The sequence below is a fragment of the Phenylobacterium sp. genome, assembly GCF_036821595.1.
GTDB lineage: Bacteria > Pseudomonadota > Alphaproteobacteria > Caulobacterales > Caulobacteraceae > Phenylobacterium.
This window is the reverse complement of record NZ_DAISJG010000022.1, coordinates 18,485-35,473: the sequence shown is the minus strand read 5'-3', so window position 1 is coordinate 35,473 and position 16,989 is coordinate 18,485. Positions and strand designations below refer to the sequence as shown.

The window sequence follows — 16,989 nt, the reverse complement described above, 5'->3', positions numbered from 1 at the left end:
CGGGCCCGGGACCGGCGCTTTACGGTGCCGCTTGATGCTGCGAGACAGGTGGTCGCAGCCACCCGCGCGATTCGCGCGACTCCTTGTGGAACAAGCGGTTTTTTAGCCTGCGGCGGGGTCGAACGGCGAACGACTCACGCTATGCCCTTAACCCTCGCTTAAGGATGAGGGGCGCAATTTTAAACCCATCCTTAAGAAGCGCCGGCTGGGGGGTCGGTCGGCGCTGAGACCGATTTTGGGAAGGACGCAGGGGTCCGATGGCAATTTCTCTCTCAGCTCCGCAGGCGACAGAACTGAAGCCGCGGATCGTCGTGTTCGGCGTGGGCGGCGCGGGCGGCAACGCCGTCAACAACATGATCGAGGCGGGGCTCGAGGGCGTCGAATTCGTCGTCGCCAACACCGACGCGCAGCAGTTGCAGTTCGCCAGGACGGACCGCCGCATCCAGCTCGGCGTGCAGGCGACGCAGGGCCTGGGCGCCGGGGCGCATCCGGAAGTGGGCATGCACGCCGCCGAGGAGTCGATCCCTGAGATCGGCGAGCACCTGGACGGCGCGCACATGGTGTTCATCACCGCCGGCATGGGCGGCGGCACCGGCACGGGCGCGGCCCCGATCATCGCCAAGTGCGCCCGCGAGCGAGGCATCCTGACGGTCGGCGTGGTCACCAAGCCCTTCCACTTCGAAGGCCGTCACCGCATGCGTCTGGCCGACGCCGGCATCGGTGAGCTGCAGCGCTACGTCGACACCCTGATCGTCATCCCCAACCAGAACCTGTTCCGCGTGGCCAACGAGCGGACAACCTTCGCCGAGGCCTTCGGCATGGCGGATCAGGTTCTGCACTCGGGCGTCCGCTCGATCACCGACCTGATGGTGCTGCCCGGCCTGATCAACCTCGACTTCGCCGACGTCCGCACCGTCATGACCGAAATGGGCAAGGCGATGATGGGCACGGGCGAGGCGACGGGCGACGACCGCGCCCTGATGGCCGCACAGAACGCCATCCAGAACCCGCTGCTGGACGAGGTCTCCCTGAAGGGCGCCAAGGCCGTGCTGGTGAACGTCACCGGCGGCCTCGACATGACCCTGCTCGAGGTCGACGAGGCGGCGAACGCCATCTCGGAACAGGTGGACCCCGAAGCCAACATCATCTTCGGCGCCGCCTTCGACCCGGCGCTGGACGGCATGATCCGCGTGTCGGTCGTGGCGACCGGCATGGACGGGGTCTCGATCGCCGCCATCGAGCCGCGCCTGGAGCGCCGGGCCAACACCACGGCCCAGCCGCTGCGCGTCGACACCACCCCGGCCGCGCTCGCGTCCGTCCCCGAACCGACGGTCTCGGCGGCGCCCGAGCCGGTGGCCTACGAGGCCGAGGCCGTGGAAGAAGAGCAGCCGGATCTCTATGCGGCCCCTGTGGCCGCCGCGCCCGAGCCCCAGGTCGTCGCCCCGCCGGTCACCCGGATCGTGGATCCGGCGGTGGAGGAGGTCTCCGATGACGAGCCGCTGTTCGCCGAGCCCTACGAGACCCGGCGCCCGCGCGGTGGCTTCCTGAGCCTGTTCGGCGGCCGGCCGCGCTACGACGCGCAGCAGGCCCAGCCCGCTCCGGCCCCGCGATCCGCAGCGAGCCGCGGCGCCGCCGCCGTGGCGGCCGAGGCGCCCGCGCCGGTGGAGCAGCCCGAGGCAGGCGAGGACCTGGAGATCCCGTCCTTCCTGCGCCGGCTGGCGAACTAGCGCGTCTCCAACAAACGTGAATGCCGGGCGACCGGTGTTGGGTCTAGGCTCCTCCCTGCGGCAAACCTGCGGGGAGGCGGTCATGCGGCGCGAGCACAGGATTTCGGTGGGCCCAGTGGACGGCGGCTGGACGGTGCGCTGCGAAGGCGAGACCCACCCCCTGCTGTTCCTGTCCGGACGCCGCGCCGAGGAGCACGCCCGCAGCCTCGCCCAGGCGCTCAGCCGCGCTGGTGACGAGGCCTTCGTCTCAATCCACGACCGCACCGACGCCTTGGTCGGCGGCGCCCGCTACACGGCGCGCCACCCCGCCGGTTGACGGCCGGACGACGTTTTCCACGCGGGCGTCGTCGGCTGTCCCGAACCGAAACAAAGCGAAACAGCAAGTGTTTTGCTGCGCTGCGGCAAACGCCTTAACCAGACCGTGGGACGTCGTGCGGCCGAATGGCCGCTCGCGCGAGTATCAGGAAGGTCCCCTTGTCCGCAGACGCATTTCAAGACCGGGCGTTCCAGCACACGCTCCGGGCCCCGGCGCTCTTCGCCGGCGTCGGCGTCCACACGGGCGCCTACACGCGCGTCGACGTGCGCCCGGCGCCGGTTGACCACGGGATCGTCTTCGTCCGCACGGATGTGACCGACCGCGACAACCGCGTGCCCGCCACGGGCGAGGCCGTCTGCAAGACCCAGCTGGGCACCGTGATCGGCAACGCCGCGGGCGTGACCGTCTCCACGATCGAGCACCTGATGGCCGCCATGGTCATGCTCGGTATCGACAATGCCGTGGTCGAGCTCGACGGGCCTGAGATGCCGATCATGGACGGCTCGTCGGAGCCCTTCGTCCGCATCCTCGATCGCGCCGGCCGGCGCGGGCAGGAGGCGGCCCGTCGCTACATCGAGATTCTGGACACGGTCGAGGTGGTGGACGGCGACAAGCGGGCCAGCCTGTCGCCCGCAGCCCGCTTCGAGGTGGCCTTCGAGATCCGCTTCCCGACCGCCGTCATCGGCACGCAGGCGATCGACATGGCCATGGACGGCCCGACCTTCCGCCGGGAACTCGCCGACTGCCGCACCTTCGGCTTCCTGCACGAGGTGGAGGCCCTGCGCGCCATGGGCCTCGCCCGCGGTGGCTCGATGGACAATGTGGTGGTGATCGAGGGCGACCGGGTGCTGAACCCGGAGGGCCTGCGCCGCCCGGACGAGTTCGTGCGCCACAAGGCCCTGGACGCCATCGGCGACCTCTACGTCCTCGGCATGCCGATCGTCGGCCGGTTTGAGGGCGAACTGGCTGGACATGCGATCAACAACCAGCTGGTGCGCGCGCTGCTGGCCCGGCCCGACGCCTGGCGCGTGAAGACCTTCGTAGAGGACCTCGCCGAGGCGGTCTGACGCCCGGCTTGTTGCGAGTAATTCGCAAGTCTGCTTGACTGGGCGCGACCGCGGGGAGGCGTCCATGTCCGAGACCATGCAGGATCAGCTGGCGAGGCTCTACAGGCCCCCGCATCAGTTCACCGTGGCCAAGGCGATAGACCACGTGGACGACCACGGCCGCCGGTTCATCGCGCTATCGCCGTTCCTGGTGATGGGATCGGTGGGGCAGGGCGGCGTCGACGTCTCGCCCCGCGGCGGTGGGCCGGGCTTCGTGAAGGTGGACGAGGCGGGGCGAACCCTCTTCATGCCCGACCGGCCCGGCAACAACCGCATCGATTCCCTGAAGAACCTCGCCGAGACCGGCGAGATCGGACTGATGTTCATGATCCCGGGGATCGACGACATCTACCGGGTGAACGGGCGGGCGGAACTGGCCGACGACCCCGCCCTGATCGAGACCTTCGTGGAGTTCGGCAAGCCGCCGCGCTCGGTGCTGCGGATCGCCGTGCGCGAGGCCTTCCTGCACTGTCCCAAGGCGCTGATGCGCGCCGAGCTGTGGGGCGACAGCCACCGGGTGGACCGCTCGACGCTGCCGTCGCTCGCGGAGATGGTGTCCGACCAGATCGGCCTGCCCAAGCCGACCGTGACCCACGAGGAGCAGGTCGCCCAGTTGCGCGAGACGCTCTGATCCGCCCCACCTTGGCCGCTTTCGCGCGCCATGGTCGCAGGCGCGGGCGCTTCCGTTTGCCAGGCGCCCGGCGTGGTGTAGAAGCGACTCCTCGCGTGGGGGCGCGCGTCTGTCCTTTGAGGTGAAGGTGTCCTTGCTTCGCAATTCGTGGGCTCGTCCGGCGCTCGTGGCCGGCGTCTGCGCCCTCGCCCTGACCGGGTGCGCCGGCCGCCAGAAGAAGCCCCGGCTGGTCTATGAGGAGCGGCCGGTCGAGCTGCTCTACGCCACGGGCGCGGACCGATTGGACCGCCGCCAGTGGGCCCAGGCCGTGAATTACTTCCAGGAAGTGGAGCGCCAGCACCCCTATTCGGAGTGGTCGCGCCGCGCGATCCTGATGCAGGCCTTCGCCCACTACCAGGGGAACGACTACCCCGAGGCGATCGCCGACGCGGAACGCTTCATCCAGCTCTATCCGGGCAATCCGGCGGCGGCCTACGCCCACTACATCAAGGCCATCTGCTACTTCGAGCAGATCGTCGACGTGGGCCGCGACCAGGCGGCGACCGGGCAGGCGCTGGCCGGCCTGCGCGAGGTGGTGCAACGCTATCCGCGCACCGAATACGCCGCCGACGCGCGGCTGAAGATCGACATGGTCAACGACCAGCTGGCCGGCAAGGAAATGACCGTCGGGCGCTGGTACCTGCGCAACGGCGACACGCTCGCCGCCATCGGCCGGTTCCGTACCGTGGTCGAGCGTTACCAGACCACCAGCCACACGCCGGAAGCCCTCTACCGCCTGGTCGAGGCCTATCTGACGCTGGGCCTGGCCGAGGAGGCCAGGCGTAACGGCGCCGTGCTGGGCCACAACTTCCCCGGCGACGCCTGGTACGGCGACGCCTACAAGCTGCTCACCTCGCGCGGCCTGCGGCCTGTGGTGGAGCCCGAGGGCGGCGGCCGGCGCGGCTTCCTGAAGATCCCGTTCCGCAAGGACAAGCGGGAGACCATCAAGCCGCCCGCCGCCGTTCCCGAGGCTGCCGCCACGGACGCCGCGGCGACGGAACCTAAGGCGAACTGAGCCCTTCCCGCCCGGCCCGATTCCGGGTGATCCTGCACCCATGCTGATCGGCCTCTGGATCCGCGACGTCGTGCTGATCGAGTCCCTGGACCTGTCCATCGGGCCGGGGCTGACCGCGCTTACCGGCGAGACCGGGGCGGGCAAGTCGATCATCCTGGACGCGCTCGGCCTCGCCACAGGGGCTCGCGCCGACGCGGGCCTGGTGCGCCGCGGCGCCCAGCAGGCCGCCGCCTCCGCGGTTTTCGCCCCTGCAGCCGACCATCCGGTCTGGGACCTGCTGGAGGAGAAGGGCCTCTCCTACGCCCGCGATGAAGACCTGGTGCTCCGCCGGACGCTCGGCGCCGACGGGCGCAGCCGTGCCTTCGTCAATGACCAGGCCACAGGCGTGGGCGTGCTGAAGGAGGTGGGCGAGCGGCTGCTCGAGGTCCACGGCCAGCACGAGACCGTGGGCCTGCTCGATGCGCGCACCCATCGGCCGATGCTCGACGCCTATGGCGATCTCGGCGAACTCCTGGCGGCGGTCGGCGAACGCTGGCGCGACTGGCGCGCGGCGCGCGAGCGGGTGGACGAGCTGCGCGAGGCGGTGAACCGTTCCGCCGCGGAGACGGAGGAGCTGCAGCTGCGGCTGTCCGAACTGGACCGCCTGGATCCCCGCGAAGGCGAGGAGACCCAGCTCGCCGAGGAGCGGGCGGTCCTGGGGGCCGCCGAGAAGGCCCTGACCGACATCGCTTCTGCGCGCGAGACGTTCGACGGCCTGGGGCCGAAGGTGGCCACTGCGATCCGGGCGCTGGAGCGGGCGCGCGAGCGGGCGGTGACGGCCGGCGCCGCGCAGGAGGGGGCGGCGGTCTCCCGGCTGAGCCAAGCGTCGGAGGCGCTGGACCGGGTGCTCATCGAGGCGGGCGAGGCGGAGGCGGCGATCGACGCGGCCGCCGAGGCCTTTGAGTTCGAGCCCGACCGGCTGGAGAAGACCGAGGAGCGGCTGTTCGACCTTCGGGGCCTCGCCCGCAAGCTCGGCGTCTCGGTGGAGGAGCTGCCGTTGCTGCGCGTGCGCTTCGCCGAGCGGCTCCGGGCCGTGGAGTCCTCGGAAGAGGACCTGAAGGCCGCCGAGGCCGCGTTGAAGTCCGCCCGCGAGGCCTATGTCGCCGCAGCGGGCGAGCTCACCGCCGCCCGCTGCGCGGCGGGCGAGCGGCTGGCCGAGGCCGTGATGGCGGAGCTCGCGCCGCTGAAGCTCGACAAGGCCCGTTTCCGCGTGGCGGTGGAGCCGCTCGCCGAGGAGCGCGCCGGCCCCGCGGGACTGGACCGCGTCGCCTTCGAGATCGCCACCAACCCGGGCGCGCCGTTCGGCGACCTCGGCGCCATCGCCTCGGGCGGCGAGCTGGCGCGCTTCGCGCTCGCGCTAAAGGCGTCGCTCGCCGGCCGCGGGACCGGGCCGCAGCCGCTGATGATCTTCGACGAGGTGGACCAGGGCGTCGGCGGCGCGGTGGCCGACGCCGTCGGCCTGCGCCTGAAGAAGCTCGCCGCCAAGGCGCAGGTGCTGGTGGTGACCCACTCGCCCCAGGTCGCTGCGCGCGCCGAGGCCCACTGGCGCATCGCCAAGGCCGGCGAGGGCGAGCGCATCCGCACGGCCGTCGAGGTGCTGTCCCCCGCCGATCGCGAGGAGGAGATCGCCCGCATGCTCGCCGGCGCCCAGATCACCGACGCCGCCCGCGCCGCCGCCCGGGCGCTGATCGGGGCGTGATCGACCGGGCGGGGTTGGGCTAGGGTCCGCGCCATGGATTCTGCCCGCGCCAAACCCGTCGACCAGCTCACCGAGGCCGAAGCCGTCGAGGCGCTGACCTTCCTCGCCGACGAGATCGCGGCGCACGACATCCGCTACTACCAGCACGACGAGCCCTCGATCTCGGACGCCGAGTACGACGCGCTGAAGCAGCGCAACGCCGAGATCGAGGCGAGCTTCCCGCACCTGATCCGCGAGAACTCACCGTCGCTGAGGGTTGGGGCGGCGCGTTCGGAGCAGTTCGCGCCCGTGGAGCACGGCGTGCCGATGCTCAGCCTCGACAACGCCTTCTCCGACGAGGATGCGGTCGAGTTCGACGCCCGCGTGCGGCGGTTCCTGAGGCTGGACGAGGAGGTGGCCTACACCGCCGAACCGAAGATCGACGGCCTGTCCTGCTCGATCCGCTACGAGAATGGGGTGCTGGTCCGCGCCGCCACGCGGGGCGACGGCCGGGTGGGCGAGGACGTCACCGCCAACGTCCGCACCGTGGGCGAGATCCCCAAGCGCCTGGCGGGGACAGGCTGGCCCGAGGTCATCGAGATCCGCGGCGAGGTCTACCTGGGCCACGAGGAGTTCGCGGCCCTGAACGCCGCGGCCGAGGCGGCGGGCCAGAAGACCTACGCCAACCCGCGCAACGCCGCGGCGGGGTCGCTGCGCCAGATTGACCCCAAGGTCACCGCCCAGCGGCCGCTGCGCTTCTTCGCCTACGCCTGGGGTTACGTCAGCGAGTCCTTCGCCACGAGCCAGTGGGAGGCGCTGCGGCTCCTGAAGAGCTGGGGCTTCCGGACGACGCCCGAGAGCCAGTGCGTGCAGGGCGTGGAGGGGCTCCTGGCCGCCTATCGAGACATGGAGGCGGCGCGGCCGAAGCTCGGCTACGACATCGACGGCGTGGTCTACAAGGTCGACCGCCTGGACTGGCAGCAGCGGCTGGGCTTCGTCTCCCGCGCTCCCCGCTGGGGGATCGCACGCAAGTTCCCGGCCCAGCAGGCCCGCACCGTGCTGGAGGCGATCGACATTCAGGTCGGCCGCACCGGCGCGCTCACCCCCGTGGCGCGGCTGACGCCGGTGACGGTGGGCGGCGTGGTGGTGACCAACGCCACCCTGCACAACGCCGACGAGATCGCCCGCCTGGACGTCCGTGTCGGCGACACGGTGATCCTGCAGCGGGCGGGGGACGTGATCCCGCAGATCCTGGGCGTCGTGCCCGAGGAGCGGCCGAAGGACGCCGCTCCTTACGAGTTCCCGCACGCCTGCCCGTGCCCGCTGCACACCGAGGTGGTGCGCGAAACCACGGCGTCGGGCGCCGAGACGGTGGTGCGCCGCTGCTCGGGCGAGTTCGCCTGTCCCTTCCAGAAGCTTGCGCACCTGCGCCACTTCGTCAGCCGCCGCGCCTTCGACATCGAGGGGCTCGGGGAGAAGCAGCTCACCCTGTTCAGCGAGCGGGGCTGGCTGAACTCGCCGGCCGACATCTTCCGCCTGCACGAGAAGCGCGAGGAGCTGCTGGCGCTGGAGCGGTTCGGCGAGACCAGCGTGAAGAACCTGCTGGACGGTATCGAGGCCCGCCGGACCATTCCCCTCGACCGCTTCATCTACGGCCTCGGCATCCGCCACATCGGCGAGACGACCGCGGTGGTCATGGCCCGCGGCTACGGCAGCGTGGACGCCTTCCTGGAGGCGATGGACAGGGTCGCGGCCCGCGATCCCGAGGCGGTCCAGGAGCTGGACGACATGGACCAGATCGGCGGGGCGGTGATCGAGGCGGCGGCCGCCTTCTTCGCCGAGGACCACAACCGGGCCATGGTCCAGGACCTGAAGGCCCAGCTCACCGTGCAGGACGCCGAGGCGCCGAAGACCGACACCGCCGTGGCCGGCAAGACCGTGGTCTTCACGGGCGCGCTGGAGAAGATGACCCGCGACGAGGCCAAGGCCCAGGCCGAGCGGCTCGGGGCCAAGGTCTCCGGCTCCGTGTCCAAGAAGACCGACTTGGTGGTGGCCGGCCCCGGCGCGGGGTCCAAGCTGAAGACCGCCGCCGAGCTCGGCATCCAGGTCCTCACCGAGGACGAGTGGCTGGAGCTGGTGGGCGGCTAGGGCGTCCGGGCGGTCACGATCCAGGTCGCGCTGTCGAGCTTCACGCCGTCAGGGCCCTCGTGCCGGGCGAGCTCGTCGCGGATGGCGGCCACCACGACGTCGCGCTTGTTGGGGTTCTCGCGCAGCAGCATGCCGAGCGGACCGACCCGCAGCGCCAGGCCGACCGCCGTGCGCAGGTCCCCGCCGCCGATCTTCTCGTCGTGGGGGGCAAGCTCGATCCCTTCGAATCCGGCCGTCCGCAGGATGCCTCGGACGCGGTCCGGATCGGCGAAGGCGAAGGGCCCGGGCGCCGTGGGATCGGGCGGCGACGGCGCGGGCAGGTGGGCCAGCGCCGCCGTCAGCGGGGCGGTCATGATCGGGTTCTCGCCCATGCCGCGCCAGCAGACGAAGGCCAGCCGGCCGCCCGGTTTCAGCGCCCGGCGGATGTTGGCGAAGGCGGCCGGCGGGTCGGCGAAGAACATCACGCCGAACCGGGAGAAGGCGCCGTCGAAGCTCGCCGGCTCGAACGGGTGGGTCTGGGCGTCGCCTTCGAGGAAGCTGACGGCGGCGGCGGCCGGACGGCCGCGCGAGACCTCCAGTAGCGGGCGGGAGATGTCGAGCCCGACGACCTCGCCGCCGGGCGCGACGGCGGCCGCCAGTTCGAGGGTCGTCTGGCCGGCGCCGCAGCCGACGTCGAGCAGGCGCTCGCCGGGCTTGGGCGCCAGCGCGGCCATGGCAGCGCGGCCGAGCGGGGCGAGCTGGCGGTCCAGCGCCTCCTGCATCTCGGCCCAGGTCTGGCCGGCGGCGTCGTTCCAGTAGGCGACCTGGGCGGCGTTGGGGGCTTCGCTCATGGGATCAGACCGGCGCGCAGGCGTGTTCGAGCCAGGCGCGGACCTCGGGCTCCACCTGCGGCCCGACCACCGCCAGCACGCGGGCGTGGTAGGCGTCGAGCTGGGCGCGCTCCTCGGCGGTGAGCAGGTCGGCCGCGATCAGGCGTCGGTCGATCGGCGCCAGCGTCAGGGTCTCGAAGCCGAGCATCGGGCGCTCGCCGCCGGGGATCGCCTCCGGCGGGGTGACCACCTGCAGGTTCTCGATGCGGATCCCGTAGGCGCCTTCCTTGTAGTAGCCCGGCTCATTGGACAGGATCATGCCGGGCCGGAGCGCGACGGTGTTCGGCGCCTTGGCGATCCGTTGCGGGCCTTCGTGGACGCCCAGGTAGCTGCCGACGCCGTGGCCGGTGCCGTGGTCGTAGTCGAGGCCATGGGCCCAGAGCGCCATGCGGGCGAGCGCGTCGAGGTGCGTGCCGGTCGTGCCGGCCGGGAAGCGGACGCGGGCCAGCGCGAGGTTGCCTTTCAGCACCAGGGTGAAGCGCTCGCGCATCTCCGCGCTCGGCTCGCCGATGGCCACCGTGCGGGTCACGTCGGTGGTGCCGTCCAGGTACTGGGCGCCGGAATCGATCAGCAGGAGCGAGCCCGGCTCGGCGCGCTTGTTGAGCCGCTGGGTGGGACGGTAGTGGACGATCGCCCCGTTCGAGGCCGCGCCGGCGATGGTGTCGAAGGAGAGGTCCCTCAGGGCGCCGGTGGCCTCGCGGAAGGCCTCGAGCTTTGACACGGCGGTGATCTCGTCGGGCGGACTGGTCTGCCCCTCAGTCGCCAGCCAGTGGAGGAAGCGGGTCAGCGCCGCGCCGTCGCGGGCATGGGCCTTGCGGGCGCCCTCGATCTCCACCGCGTTCTTGCAGGCGCGGGGCAGGGCGCAGGGGTCCTCGGCGCGGACCACCTCGGCGCCGGCGGCGGCCAGGGCCTCGAAGTACCAGGCGGAGGACTGGGCGGGGTCGACCACCACCTTCTTCCCGCGCAGCTCGGTTAGCGCAGCGGGCAGGTCGTCCGGCGTTTCCAGCCGGACCTGGTTGCCGAGCCAGGCGGGAAGGTCGGGCGTGACCTTCTGCGGGTCGAGAAACAGGCGGGCCGTGCCGTCGCGGTTGAGGATCGCCTGGGCCAGGGGGAGGGGGGAGCGGATGACGTCGCCGCCGCGGATGTTGAACAGCCAGGCGATGGAGGCCGGCGCGGTGAGCACCGCGGCGTCGGCGCCGCCCGCCAGGGCTCCGCCGACGCGCGCCCGCTTGGCCGGGGAGTCCTCTCCCGCATACGCCAGCGGGTGGGGGACGACCGGCGCGACGGGCTGCGGCGGGCGGGCGTCTCCCCAGGCCTTGTCCAGCGGGTTGGGCGTGACCGGCTGCAGTTCCGCGCCGGCCTTGGCGGCGGCGGCCTTCAGGTGGGCCAGGGCGTCAGGGCTATGAAGTCGCGGATCGTAGCCGATCTTCTGGCCCTTGCCGGCGGCGGCCTCCAGGTAGGCGGGGACGCCGCCTTCCACGAGGTCGCGGATCTCGAACACGCCGGTGTCCACCTGGTCGCGCACCTGCAGGGTATAGCGGCCGTCGACGAAGACGGCGGCCTTGTCCTTCAGGATCACCGCCGCCCCGGCCGAGCCGGTGAAGCCGGTGGCCCAGGCCAGGCGGTCGTTGGCGGCGGGGAGATATTCGTTCTGGTGCTCGTCCTCGTGCGGCACGAGCAGCCCGTCGAGGCCCTGCTCGGCCATGGCTTGGCGGATCAGGGGCACGTGCCGGGGGCCGAAAGAGCGGTCGGTGGTCTCGTCGAAGGTCTGGCGCATGCCACGGATTTAGTCGCTTCGGCCCTCGGGGCAAAGGCCGCTCACCCCAACTATTATGTCCGGGTAAAATTGACAGGCGATCCGACGCAGGCTAGCGAGCGTGCATGGACAAGCAGCGCCGCCGCGACCTGATCCGGCATTTCAAGGAGAAGAAGACCCAGATCGGCGTCTTCGCCGTCCGCTGCGCGGCGACCGGCGAGGCGTGGGTCGGCGCGTCCCGCAACCTCGGCCAGCAGCAGAACGCGATCTGGTTTTCGCTCCGGATGGGCCCGGGCGGGCGTCTGAATCGAGATCTGCATGCCGCCTGGACCGAGCACGGTCCCGACACGCTGACGTTCGAGGTCGTGGAGGCGATCGACGACAAGGACCTCGGGACCTACGTCGTCGACAGCCGGCTCAAGGACCGGCTCGCGCACTGGCAGGCGCAACTGGCCGCCAGGAAAATCTTCAGCTGAGGACGGCGCGGGCGTCGCCTGGACGCCCGCGCCCCCGCTCCGGCTCTCCAGGCGCCCCTTAGGGCTGCGACGGAGCGGTCTCGGCCGCGTCAGCGGAAGCCTCCGCCGCGGCGTCGGCGGTGTCGCGGGCGGCCTGCTGGGCGTCTTCGGCCATGGCCTCGGTGGCCTGGGCGGTGGTCTCCATCGCCGCCTGGGCAGAGCGGCTCGCGTCGGCGGCGGCCTGCTGGGCGGTGGCCGCGGCCGCGGCGACGGTGGCCTCCGACGCGCCGGCCTCGCGGGCCGCCTGCAGTTCGGCGTTCCGGTCACCCGTCATGCTGCTCATGAAGAAGATCACGCCCACGACCGCCACGACGGCGATGAGGGCGGCGACCCACCAGCCCGCGCTGCCGCCGCGCCTGTGCACGACCGTGGTGGTCGGGCTGGTGGTCGTGGTGGTGGTCCGTTCGATGTCGTCCGACATGATCTCGTCTCCGCCGGCCCAAGCTGGGCCGTCAGGCGGAGAAACGTCATTTGTTCAGCGCCGGTTCCGGTCCGATCAGGCGCGACGCAGCACCAGCGTGGCCCAGGCGTCACGGTGCAGCCGCCGCACCAGCCGGAAGCCCTTGGACGCATAGGCCGCGAAGACCCGTCGCTCCTGCGTGCGGAGGAGCCCCGACAGGATGGCGATCCCCCCGGGCTTCAGGGCGCCCTTGATGTCCTGGGACAGGGCCACGAGCGGCGGCGCGAGGATGTTGGCGAAGACGAGGTCGTAGGGCGCGTCGCCGCGTACCCGGGGGTCGTCCAGGCCGCTGGCGTGGACGAAGCGGGCCGTGGCGCGGTTCAGGGCGGCGTTCTCGTTGGCGATGCGCACGGAAGGGGCGTCGATGTCGGTGCCGATGGCCACGCGCGAGCCCGTGCGCGCCGCGGCGATGGCGAGGACCCCGGTGCCGCAGCCCACGTCCAGCACCTTCTCGAAGCGGCGGGCCTTCAAGAGGTCGTGGAAGGCCTGCAGACAGCCGACGGTCGTCCCGTGGTGGCCGGTGCCGAAGGCCGCGCCCGCCTCGATCCGCAGGTTCACCGTGCTCGCCGGCGCCAGTCCCCGGTCGTGGGCGCCGTAGACGAAGAACCGCCCCGCGCGGACCGGCGGCAGGCCGGACAGCGCCATGGCCAGCCAGTCGGCGTCGGCCAGCTTCTCGGTGGTCGTGCGCAAGGCGGGATGGGCGCCCAGAACCTCCACGAGGGCTGCGCGCTCCTCCTCGGAGGTCGGGAAGGCGTCGATGCGCCAGACGTCGTGGTCCTCGTCCTCCTCCAGGATGGAATAGGTGAGGGTCTCGGTGGCGGGCGTCTCGTCGATCCGGGCCGCGGCGGCCTCGGCCTCGGCGCGCGGTCCGCGAGCGGTGATCTGCAGGGCCTCGTCGGTCATCCCGCGCCGTCTAGCGGCCGGGGCGGCGAAAGGCGAGGGGAGATCAGCCGCGGATGACGACCGTGGTGTCGCCGGTGGCCTCGGGCATCGCCTCGGGATCGAGGTCGGCCGGGGGCGAAGGCGGTGGCGGCAGGTCGGCGCCGTAGGCCACGCCGCCGCTCATGGAGGGGTAGGTGGGCGGTTCCGCGGCCGGCTCCTGCCAGGACGCATCGGCGGCGTAGGCGCCGGCGTCGGGCGCGGGTTCCGGTTCGTCGAAGGCGGAGTAATCCGCCGCCGTCTCGGCGATCTCCGGCGTCTCCCGCCAGGCAATGGCCTGCTTCCAGTCGGTGCCGACCACATAGTCCGGAACCCGGCCCTGGAAGTAGGCGAGGGTAAGGCCGTCGTCGAAGGGGCCGGTGGAGCGCGTCCCGGACCAGCCGGCGAAGATCTGCGGGCCCTCCGGGCGCTCGTCGCCGCGGAGGTCCGGCTGCATGGCCCCGCCGAGCAGCAGGCCCGACACGGCCGCCACGCCAATCCCCGCGAACAAGGTCTTGAGATCCACGGCTGAAGCCTTTGATGATCGAGTTCCAGGCCGCTACAGCGCGCAAGCCGACGGTTGGTTCAGGGCCAAGGCTGGCGCCATATGGCGGACCGTGCGTTGAGGCCCGGGGAGACGTCGCCATGAGCAAATACAATCCGCTGTCCGACCGGCTGGCCGGGCATCCCGCCAACGAGTGGCAGGCTAGCTTCGCCGAGATCGAGGAGGTGCTGGGCTTCCCGCTGCCGAAGTCGGCGCGGACGGGGAAATCCTGGTGGTCCGGCATGGACAAGCCCCACGCCAGGGCCTGGAGCGCCCACGGCTTCGAAGCCGATGTGGACCACGCCCGCAGCCTCGTCACCTTCCGGCGCAGCGAGACCGCCCCGGCGGCGGTGGCGACGGTCCTGCCGCCCGTCGGCGAGATCCCGCCGGAGCGCGTGGAAGCCCCCGTCCCGGCGCCCGCGACGGTGGACGCCGCAACTCCCCGGGCGGCCGCCGGAAGCCGGCATCGGACGCTCGGCATGGCGGCGCTCGCGGCCGGCGGCGTGGCGGTGGTGGCGGGGCTGGGCGCCCTGCTGATGAAGGGCCTCAGGCGGCGGACCTAGGCCTCACCCCTTCTCCACGAAGCTGTCGAGGACCTTCTTCTCGCCCGCCTTGTCGAACTGGACGGTGAGCTTGTTGCCCTCGACGCCGGCGACCTTCCCGTAGCCGAACTTGATGTGGAAGACGCGGTCGCCGCGCTTGTAGGCGCTGGCGGCGGAGCTCTCGGCGATCAGCCGGCCCTCGCCCTCGATCACCTGCTGCCGGCCGGGATGGCTGCCGCGGTAGTTGGCCTGCTGGGCGCGCTTCCAGCCGGGGGAGGAGTAGCCGGCCCCGAAGGAGGGGCTCTCGTCCCAGCGGCTGCCGTGCTGCTGCATTCCCGGGCCGCCGCCGTAGTAGCCGGTCTCCGAGGAGGCCTCGACATTGGCGACCGGCAGCTCGTCCACGAAGCGCGACGGAAGCTGGCTGGTCCAGCGGCCATAGACCTGCCGGTTGGCGGCGAAGGAGATGCGGGCTTCCTCCCGGGCGCGGGTGATGCCGACGTAGGCCAGGCGTCGCTCCTCCTCGAGGCCCTTTTCGCCCTTCTCGTCCATGGAGCGCTGGGACGGGAAGACGCCTTCCTCCCAGCCGGGCAGGAAAACGAGTGGGAACTCCAGGCCCTTTGCGGAGTGCAGCGTCATCACCTGGACGGCGTCGGCGGCGGGGCCGCGGTCGAGGTCCATTACCAGGGAGACGTGCTCCAGATAGGCCTCGAGGGTGTCGAAGGCGCCCATCGACTGGACCAGCTCCTTGAGGTTCTCCAGCCGGGTCTGGGCGGTCGGGCTCTTGTCGAGGCGCAGCGCGTCCGTGTAGCCGCTCTCCTCCAGCACCTGCTCCATCAGGCGGGGGTGGGCGATGTGCTGGGCGTCGGCGCGCCAGCGGTCGAGGTCGCGCAGGAAGTTGGCCAGCGCGGTGCGGGTGCGGGCGGCGAGCTCGTCGGTCAGCACCACCTGCCGGGCGGCGTGGACCACCGGCGTGCCGTTCAGCCGGGCGATCTGCAGCAGCTTCTGGACGGTGGTGTCGCCGATCCCGCGCTTGGGCGTGTTGACGATCCGCTCGAAGGCGAGGTCGTCGTCCTCCGACTGGATCAGACGCAGGTAGGCGTGGGCGTCGCGGATCTCGGCGCGTTCGAAGAACCGGGGGCCGCCGACCACCGTGTAGGGGATCTGCAGCAGGACGAAGCGCTCTTCGAAGGCCCGCATCTGGAAGGAGGCGCGCACCAGGATGGCGATGTCGCGGTATCGGCGGCCATTGCGCCTCGCGCGCTCGATCTCGTCGGCGATCAGCCGGCTCTCGGCCTCGCCGTCCCAGACGCCGCGGACGATGACCTTCTCGCCGCCCTCGGCCTCGGTCCACAGCGTCTTGCCGAGCCGGCTCTTGTTGGCGGCGATCAGGCCGGAGGCGGCGGCCAGGATGTGACTGGTGGAGCGGTAGTTGCGCTCCAGCCGGATCACCTTGGCGCCCGGGAAGTCGCGTTCGAAGCGCAGGATGTTGTCCACCTCCGCGCCGCGCCAGCCGTAGATCGATTGGTCGTCGTCCCCGACGCAGCAGACGTTCTGGCGCTTCTGGGCCAGCAGCCGCAGCCACAGGTACTGGGCGACGTTGGTGTCCTGGTACTCGTCCACCAGCAGGTAGCGGAACCGGTCGTGGTACTCGGCCAGCACGTCCGGCTGGCTGGTGAAGATGGTGATGTTGTGCAGCAGCAGGTCGCCGAAGTCGCAGGCGTTCAGGATGCGCAGCCGCTCCTGATACAGGCGGTACAGCGCCTGGCCGCGGCCGTTGGCGAACTGGGCGTTCTCGGCCGCGGGAAGCTGGTCCGGGCGCCAGCCGCGGTTCTTCCAGTGGTCGATCAGGCCGGCCAGCATCTTCGCCGGCCAGCGCTTGGCGTCGACGTTCTCGGCCTCGAGGACCTGCTTGATCAGCCGCTCCTGATCGTCGTCGTCGAGGATGGTGTAGTTCGACTTCAGGCCCACCAGCTCGGCGTGGCGGCGCAGGATCTGGGCGGCCACGGAGTGGAAGGTGCCCAGCCAGCGAAGGCCCTCGGCTTGCGGGCCGATGATGTGGGTGATCCGCTCGCGCATCTCGCGCGCGGCCTTGTTGGTGAAGGTGACCGCCAGCAGCTCCCACGGCCGCGCCCGGCCGGTGGCCAGGATGTGGGCCAGGCGGGTGGTCAGGACCCGCGTCTTGCCGGTGCCCGCGCCGGCCAGCACCAGGACAGGCCCCTCGACGGTCTCGACGGCGTCCCGCTGCTCGGGATTCAGGCCGTCGAGGTAGTCGGCGGGACGTGAATCGACCCGCGCCAGGTCGCTGATGCGCGGGGCGGGGGGCTGGTGCTCGGACTGGGATTCGGGAGGGAACATCGGAACATATGTAGCACACGGCGCCCCCGGCTTAAGGCCTGTGAGGAACTTCGCCGCAGGGGCGTCGTTTGGCAGGGCGAAGGTATCGGAGTCCGCCATGGCCGAGACATCCGGACGACGCACGCCGACCTGGGTCGCGTTCCTCGCTGGCGCGGTCGTGGCCCTGTTGCTGGCGCTCGGGTGGACCGCCTGGTCCCGGTGGCGCGACGCAGGTCGGGAAATGGACATCCGGGTCGCGCCGGCCATGCCGGACCTGCCGTCGCCACGGCTGCCGGACGCTCCGCGCATCCCGGACGCGCCGCTGCCGATGCCGAAGTGAGAGAGGGAGACC

At 71.5% G+C, this 16,989-nt stretch carries 16 protein-coding genes; 10 read left to right on the top strand and 6 right to left on the bottom strand.

The genetic code is table 11. The features are described from left to right. Positions 1-257: 257 nt before the first annotated feature. The 7 genes from ftsZ (at position 258) to ligA (ending at position 8,699) form a co-directional block, all read left to right on the top strand. Complete coding sequence (gene ftsZ / locus V7Z97_RS11905) at positions 258-1,727, top strand: cell division protein FtsZ (protein ID WP_334163642.1); 1,470 nt, start codon at positions 258-260, stop codon at positions 1,725-1,727. A gap of 82 nt (positions 1,728-1,809) precedes the next feature. Continuing rightward, positions 1,810-2,043, top strand: a complete 234-nt coding sequence (locus tag V7Z97_RS11900) for a hypothetical protein (protein ID WP_334163641.1) — start codon at positions 1,810-1,812, stop codon at positions 2,041-2,043. 158 nt (positions 2,044-2,201) lie between these two features. Beyond that, positions 2,202-3,110, top strand: coding sequence for a UDP-3-O-acyl-N-acetylglucosamine deacetylase (lpxC, locus tag V7Z97_RS11895; RefSeq protein ID WP_334163640.1), 909 nt, complete (start codon positions 2,202-2,204; stop codon positions 3,108-3,110). Between the two features lie 64 nt (positions 3,111-3,174). Further along, positions 3,175-3,780 carry an MSMEG_1061 family FMN-dependent PPOX-type flavoprotein gene (locus V7Z97_RS11890; protein ID WP_334163639.1) on the top strand — a complete coding sequence of 202 codons (606 nt, stop codon included), beginning with the start codon at positions 3,175-3,177 and terminating at the stop codon, positions 3,778-3,780. A gap of 133 nt (positions 3,781-3,913) precedes the next feature. Then, positions 3,914-4,834, top strand: a complete 921-nt coding sequence (locus V7Z97_RS11885; protein ID WP_442958030.1) for an outer membrane protein assembly factor BamD — start codon at positions 3,914-3,916, stop codon at positions 4,832-4,834. Positions 4,835-4,874: 40 nt separating this feature from the next. Then, complete coding sequence (gene recN / locus V7Z97_RS11880) at positions 4,875-6,572, top strand: DNA repair protein RecN (RefSeq protein WP_334163637.1); 1,698 nt, start codon at positions 4,875-4,877, stop codon at positions 6,570-6,572. A 33-nt stretch (positions 6,573-6,605) separates the two neighbouring features. Beyond that, positions 6,606-8,699, top strand: a complete 2,094-nt coding sequence (gene ligA, locus V7Z97_RS11875; protein ID WP_334163636.1) for an NAD-dependent DNA ligase LigA — start codon at positions 6,606-6,608, stop codon at positions 8,697-8,699. Here ligA and V7Z97_RS11870 read toward each other — a convergent pair. Then, positions 8,696-9,529, bottom strand: a complete 834-nt coding sequence (locus V7Z97_RS11870) for a class I SAM-dependent methyltransferase (RefSeq protein WP_334163635.1) — start codon at positions 9,527-9,529, stop codon at positions 8,696-8,698. The two genes, ligA and V7Z97_RS11870, sit on opposite strands and share 4 nt — an antisense overlap. Before the next feature lie 4 nt (positions 9,530-9,533). Then, the gene (locus V7Z97_RS11865; protein WP_334163634.1) at positions 9,534-11,345 is read right to left on the bottom strand and encodes an aminopeptidase P family protein; all 1,812 of its coding nucleotides are present in this window, start codon (positions 11,343-11,345) and stop codon (positions 9,534-9,536) included. 104 nt (positions 11,346-11,449) lie between these two features. Between V7Z97_RS11865 and V7Z97_RS11860 the strand changes: the two genes are divergently transcribed. Further along, the gene (locus tag V7Z97_RS11860; RefSeq protein WP_334163633.1) at positions 11,450-11,800 is read left to right on the top strand and encodes a GIY-YIG nuclease family protein; all 351 of its coding nucleotides are present in this window, start codon (positions 11,450-11,452) and stop codon (positions 11,798-11,800) included. A 58-nt stretch (positions 11,801-11,858) separates the two neighbouring features. Here the strand turns inward: V7Z97_RS11860 and V7Z97_RS11855 are convergent, their stop codons facing one another. The 3 genes from V7Z97_RS11855 to V7Z97_RS11845 all read right to left on the bottom strand — a co-directional run bounded on the left by V7Z97_RS11855 (position 11,859) and on the right by V7Z97_RS11845 (position 13,743). Beyond that, entirely contained in the window at positions 11,859-12,260 is a 402-nt protein-coding gene (locus V7Z97_RS11855) for a hypothetical protein (protein ID WP_334163632.1), read from the bottom strand. Positions 12,261-12,335: 75 nt separating this feature from the next. Further along, positions 12,336-13,202 carry a 50S ribosomal protein L11 methyltransferase gene (locus V7Z97_RS11850; protein ID WP_334163631.1) on the bottom strand — a complete coding sequence of 289 codons (867 nt, stop codon included), beginning with the start codon at positions 13,200-13,202 and terminating at the stop codon, positions 12,336-12,338. Between the two features lie 43 nt (positions 13,203-13,245). Beyond that, a complete protein-coding gene (locus tag V7Z97_RS11845) occupies positions 13,246-13,743 on the bottom strand; it encodes a hypothetical protein (RefSeq protein ID WP_334163630.1) in 498 nt (165 codons plus the stop codon). Positions 13,744-13,862: 119 nt separating this feature from the next. On the opposite strand from V7Z97_RS11845, the gene V7Z97_RS11840 reads away from it, so the two are divergent. After that, complete coding sequence (locus tag V7Z97_RS11840) at positions 13,863-14,324, top strand: DUF7662 domain-containing protein (RefSeq protein ID WP_334163629.1); 462 nt, start codon at positions 13,863-13,865, stop codon at positions 14,322-14,324. A 3-nt stretch (positions 14,325-14,327) separates the two neighbouring features. Here the strand turns inward: V7Z97_RS11840 and V7Z97_RS11835 are convergent, their stop codons facing one another. After that, positions 14,328-16,658: an ATP-dependent helicase gene (locus V7Z97_RS11835; protein WP_334163628.1), complete on the bottom strand. Its 2,331-nt coding sequence runs from the start codon at positions 16,656-16,658 to the stop codon at positions 14,328-14,330. A gap of 97 nt (positions 16,659-16,755) precedes the next feature. Here V7Z97_RS11835 and V7Z97_RS11830 point away from each other — a divergent pair, with 97 nt between their 5' ends. Continuing rightward, the gene (locus V7Z97_RS11830; protein WP_334163627.1) at positions 16,756-16,977 is read left to right on the top strand and encodes a hypothetical protein; all 222 of its coding nucleotides are present in this window, start codon (positions 16,756-16,758) and stop codon (positions 16,975-16,977) included. Positions 16,978-16,989: the final 12 nt, after the last annotated feature.